At 27.3% G+C, this 5,145-nt stretch carries 4 protein-coding genes; 2 read left to right on the forward strand and 2 right to left on the reverse strand.

Going from position 1 to position 5,145, the window contains the following annotated elements:
- Nucleotides 1-340: 340 nt before the first annotated feature.
- A complete protein-coding gene (locus GBZ86_RS12450; RefSeq protein WP_152891125.1) occupies nucleotides 341-1,261 on the reverse strand; it encodes a chymotrypsin family serine protease in 921 nt (306 codons plus the stop codon).
- Between the two features lie 183 nt (nucleotides 1,262-1,444).
- Between GBZ86_RS12450 and GBZ86_RS12455 the strand changes: the two genes are divergently transcribed.
- Both GBZ86_RS12455 and GBZ86_RS12460 read left to right on the forward strand, forming a co-directional pair.
- A complete protein-coding gene (locus GBZ86_RS12455; RefSeq protein ID WP_152891127.1) occupies nucleotides 1,445-1,966 on the forward strand; it encodes a sigma-70 family RNA polymerase sigma factor in 522 nt (173 codons plus the stop codon).
- A gap of 2 nt (nucleotides 1,967-1,968) precedes the next feature.
- Nucleotides 1,969-3,450 (forward strand): DUF4179 domain-containing protein, encoded by a 1,482-nt coding sequence (locus GBZ86_RS12460; RefSeq protein WP_152891129.1) that lies wholly within the window; start codon nucleotides 1,969-1,971, stop codon nucleotides 3,448-3,450.
- A gap of 56 nt (nucleotides 3,451-3,506) precedes the next feature.
- Here the strand turns inward: GBZ86_RS12460 and GBZ86_RS12465 are convergent, their stop codons facing one another.
- Nucleotides 3,507-5,033 (reverse strand): sulfatase family protein, encoded by a 1,527-nt coding sequence (locus tag GBZ86_RS12465; RefSeq protein ID WP_152891131.1) that lies wholly within the window; start codon nucleotides 5,031-5,033, stop codon nucleotides 3,507-3,509.
- Nucleotides 5,034-5,145: the final 112 nt, after the last annotated feature.

A 5,145-nucleotide genomic window follows, 5' to 3' on the forward strand; every position in this document is an offset into this window, starting at 1 on the left:
TATATTATAACCTAATTTGATAGAATTTATTAGTGGAAATAATTGACGTTTCGAGTAAACTCTTGCGTCGATTCATCCCCCACCTACCTTCGGTTGAGGTGAGGGAATTCTCTCAATTTTAGTTAAAACCAGTTTTAATTTGTTTACCCATATTGTTTACACTAGCTTTAATAGTGCCAGTATTTTGCTATAAATTTGTAAGTAAGGATAGTATTGTAGAAAGACTAAGGGAAATTGAATAAATATATATAAAGAAAAATTGAGGGGGTTATTTACTTCCTCAATTTTTCTTTATTGTTAATTTAGTTTTTAAGCATATGGTTTCATCATATAAAACATATTATCTAGTATAAATATTAACCTTTAAAGCCTTTAAAACTTTCTTAATATCTGTAAATATACATCTTAATTCTGAGCCACTAAATAAAAGACCAACAGCTTTATTATTTTCACTAAAAACTAATGCACCTGAATCACCATTATCAACAGGATTAGTTGATATTATTTGATCAACAAAAAATTCATAAACTTCACCATTAAAAATGTGCACACTAGCGCCCACTGTGGATATAGTACCTGCATTTAATCCAGTAGCTACACCTACTTTTTTTACTGGTAATCCTAAAGTAGGTGTAGCTATTCCTTTAATTTCTCCAATATAAGCTATAATATCAGAAGCTAAAGATTTATCTACTAATTTAGCAATAGCACAGTCCATAAGATTTTCTCCAGTAGCACTTGTATCTATTGGTATAAATTTATCTAATGATGCTACAATATTTTCTTGAATAGGTGGACCTGACGTATATGCAGGTTGGACAATCTTTGTTCCTTTAGGAAATTTATTATTTCCAGCTAAAACATGATTATTACTTAATATATAATAATCTTTAAAAAAAGTTCCACTAGTAACAATACAACCTATACTGCCTGTGTTTTCTTTTCTTCCTTGAGGACTTATGGCATATCCTCCTTGTAATGGTCTAATTTTATCAGTTAAATCAACAGTCCTTAAAAAGCCTACTTCTACCACATCAGTTTTTATTCCTTTATAAGTTTTTGGAATGCAATCATTTCTATTTAAACAACAATAAGGTACTTTTTTAGTTACTAAAACATGAATACATAATTCCCCTGTGTTATATCCTCTAACAGTTTTAAAACCTAATCCTACTCCAACTACATGTCTAAAATTAGTAAAATATCTATGATTATGTCTTGCTATATATAAAATTATTTTTGGTAAATTTAATCTATTCAATTAAAAAACTCCTTTACTTTATATATGTTTTTATAATATGAATAGTTTTTTTAATATGTTATTCTATAAGTTAAATAAATAATTTTAATAAAAATATAAAAAAACTAAAACCATTTTAAGGGTTCGTTAGTCTAACATATGTACAACAAATTATTATTCTACGTGGAATGAAAGGACAATCATATGATACAAGAACTTAAAGTGAAAAAAGCTATTAAAGGAAATGAACAAGCCTTTGAAGAGTTAATAAATGACTGTAAAGAAAATTTGTATAAAACAGCCTTTGCTTATGTAAAAAATGAAGAACAGGCTTTAGATATAGTGGGAGAAACAATTTATAAAGCTTATACTTCCATAGAAAAGCTAAAAGAGCCAAAGTATTTTAATACATGGATAACTAGAATACTTATAAATACCACCTTAACTTATATTAAAAAAAATAGTAGGATAGTTTATCTTGAGGATAATGTAACAATAAAGGATATACCTTGCAAACAACAGGATTTAGTTGAAAAAATGTATATTTGGCAAGCTATAGATTCCTTAGAACATAAACATAAGGAGATAATTATTCTTAAATATTTTGATGATCTTACTGTTAGTGAAATTTCAAAGGTTTTAGATTATCCCATAGGAACAGTAAAGACTTATTTAAATAAAGCATTAACAAAGTTAAGAAGTTTTATGAGAGAGGATGTTATGTAATTATGAATGATAAAGATTTAAAGGATTTAAAGGATTCCATAAAAGTACCAAAAGCATTAGATAAAACTGTAGCTAAAGCATTAGAAAAAGGAAGAAAAACTAATAGACTTAAAAAGAGAAATAAAGTATTAAGAAAATGTGCCATAGTGGCAGGGCTAACTATTGGAACTACTTTAGGAGCGGTGGTGATAAATCCAGATTTAGTAAATGCTATACCATCAGCAAAAAAGGTATTTGAAGGTTTTAACACCACATTATTTGGAGAGCCAACGAAAAAATTTGAAGAAGCTGCAAAGGTAATAGGACAATCTAAAACAAATAAAAGTGGTACAATTACTCTTGATGAGGCTATATTTGATGATAATATTCTTATGTTAGGAGTAACAGTAGAAAGTAATTTTTTAAAAGGATATGAAGGGAAAAATGAAGGAGATTTCTTTTATTTAGAACCTATGATTTATATTGATGGTAAAGAAATCAATTCTATTGGAACTAGTGTAAGAAAAATTTCTGATAATAAGGGAGCAATTGTTATAGAGTGTAATATAGCTGAATTAAATATTGGAGAAAATGCTAATATAGAAGTTAAAATTCCTTCTATTGAAAGAGGATTTAAAAATATTAAAGGAAAATGGAATTTTAACTTTAATTTAAATAAAGAAGCTAGTAAAAGAATAAAATTAGACAAAAAAATTCACATTAAAGATAGCCAGTTAATAGTAGATGAGCTAGTAATATCAAAGCTTTCAAATACTTTATTGTTAAAAGGAAAAGATAATTTTAATGATTCTGTTATAAATAAAGAACAATTTATAGTTAAAGATAATAATAATAAATATTTTAGAGCAAAGCTTTTTGATGGTAACTGGCAAAATTCAGGAGAATTCCATGGAAAGTTACAAATTAAAGGAGATTTATCTAATAGTGAGTATATTGAGTTACTTACTATGGAAAATCAAACTATAATAGAAGATATTAATGGATTTAAATATGCAATACTTAAAACAACAGGAGAAGAAAATGGACAATATGAAAAAGAAATAATATCTAGAAAACCTACAAAGGAAGAATTAAAGGATGGATATGGATTAGATAATGTAACCTATTGTTTAAACATAGATAAAAAGAAAGAATTTAAACCACTAAAAGAACTAATAGGAAGTAAAATTAAAGTTAATAGTACTGAAGTAATCACTATTAAAGATATTATATTAAATGAAAACAGTACAAAGGTTATCTTTCAATCTAAAGGTATGTATGATTATAAAAACCTAAGTAAAATGATAATTTTAGATGAAAATATGAATGATTTAGCTAGAAGAGAAGGGCAAAAATCAGCAGCTATAGAGGATGAAGAAAAAGGATTATATAGTATGACCTTAGATAAAGTTGATGAAAATAAAAAATACAAAATAGCTATACCTATTATAAATGACATAGATATTTCAAAACCTAAATGGAGTATGGTTATTAATTTAAAATAGATATAAAACTTAAAATACCCATGAGATTTATAAATTTCATGGGTATTTTTTTTATACTAATTTTTTAATTTGCCGTCACCACTAAATATAAAATTAGTATTATATTTTTTGAAAAGACCTTGACCATCACCCCATAGTCCAGCAAAGCCAATTTGTCCACCACCAAATACAGGTAAGGTAGCACCATCAATTTCAGGATTTACATATTTAATGAACCAACTTTTTAAATCCTTTCTAAGTTTTTGAATTACTGTCTTTTTAGAAGAATCATTAATTAAATTTACTTTTTCATTAGGATCATTAACCAAATCATATAATTCATGAGGACCAGCTGGATATCTATGAATTAGTTTGAACTCTTTAGTTCTAATCATTCTTGTAGGGCCATATTCATCATAAACTACAATATCTTCATTTACTTCTAAATCTTTATTTCTTAAGATATCAGCAAAGCTTTTACCAGGTAAATCAATATCATCTTCTATGGAATCTTCTAAATTTAAGTAATCTAAAAGAGTGTGTCTAATATCATAATGACTTAATAAATCACTACATACTCTAGGTTTTATGTCACCAAATTTAGTTACAAAGAAAGGTACCTTTACAGAGGTATCATACATATTTACAGGACTTGTACCATTCCCTTTACCATAGATACCATGATGCCCCATATTCATACCATTATCACTGGTGTATATTATTAATGTATTTTCTAGTTCACCTAGTTCTTTGAGCTTATCTAAAACTCTTTTTATATTATTGTCTACAGAAGTTATGGAAGCAAAATATCCTTTTAAAACCTCTTTTCTTTGTTCATTATTACCATTGAAAGTCCAGTGAATTTTCCAAGGGTGATTTTCTTCTATTGGACAGGAGTTAAATTCAGAATTGTTATATAAGTCTAATAAATCTTTTGGATGATTACTACTGTCCCAAGGATCATGAGGAGCTGTATAATTTAAGTTTAGGAAAAATGGCTCATTTGAGTTTTTTTGATTTTCTAAAAACTCTAGTCCATAATCAGTGATAGAATCTGTAATATATTCCTTAACCTTTATAAGATTACCGTCTTTAAACATTGGTGCATTATAATAAGGACCACCACCTTTTTGATGACAGTACCAATGTTTAAAACCTTTTTGAGGTTTTTGACTTGCTCCAAGATGCCATTTACCACTAAAGGCGCAGTTATAGCCATTATTAGCAAGAACATCTACAAATGTGGATTGTCCTTTTAAATATTCCTCAGTGGGTTTAACATTATTCCATTCAAAAACATTAGAGCATTCTGATGAAACTGATTTCCAATTTAAATATTGAGTTTGAACCCCTCCTGTACTCCAATCATTTAACCAATCATGAATTCCATGTTGTGAAGGTATACGCCCAGTATATATAGTAGCTCTAGCAGGAGAGCATACTGGTGATACACAAAAGAAATTATCAAATCTTATTCCATTATTAGCTAAGTTATCTAAATTGGGGGTAATAGCATCTTTATTACCATAACTTCCTAAAGACCAATATCCTTGATCATCTGTAATTATAAATAAAACATTAGTTTTTTTATTTATAGTACTCAATTTAAAACCTCCTAGTTATTTTTATATTAAAATATAGTATTAGTTGAAAAATTTAAAATAATTGTATTTAAAATTCCAATATAGTTAAAAAATAGCTTGACAGTATTTAAAG

This window comes from Clostridium tarantellae (assembly GCF_009295725.1).
In the GTDB taxonomy this organism is placed as follows: domain Bacteria; phylum Bacillota; class Clostridia; order Clostridiales; family Clostridiaceae; genus Sarcina; species Sarcina tarantellae.